Below are 331 nucleotides of genomic sequence, written 5' to 3'. Positions count from 1 at the left end.
TAGCTCATCCAGTGATTGATTGGAAACCCCTTGTTTATTGGTGTATTCCTCATAATCAATGTTCTTCACCTTTGCCACGATCGCAACTGATTTTGTCTTAAAGGCTTGATAGATTTTATCGACATATTCTTGAAGTTTTTCTGTTCGAGTCTTGCCGTTTTCATCTTTCTTTTCGTTGGCAGTAGCAGTTGCATCGATAGACACCGATCCACGAATTTGGTTGTTCCGCATAGCAATTTCAATGATTCGACCAAACAACTCGGAATAATCCTCGAACAAGCCCTTTGTAAAACGATCAAGTTTATCATTGTTGTATTCAATGTAGATCACA

The 331-nt window shown here is 38.4% G+C and carries 1 pseudogene; it reads right to left on the bottom strand.

Annotated elements, in window-relative coordinates:
* Positions 1–331: pseudogene (locus IAE45_RS18740) on the bottom strand (phage portal protein); the annotation flags it as partial.

The sequence above is a fragment of the Enterococcus sp. S53 genome, assembly GCF_016516865.1.
Lineage (GTDB): Bacteria > Bacillota > Bacilli > Lactobacillales > Enterococcaceae > Enterococcus_D > Enterococcus_D innesii.
This window is presented reverse-complemented; position numbering and strand designations above follow the sequence as displayed.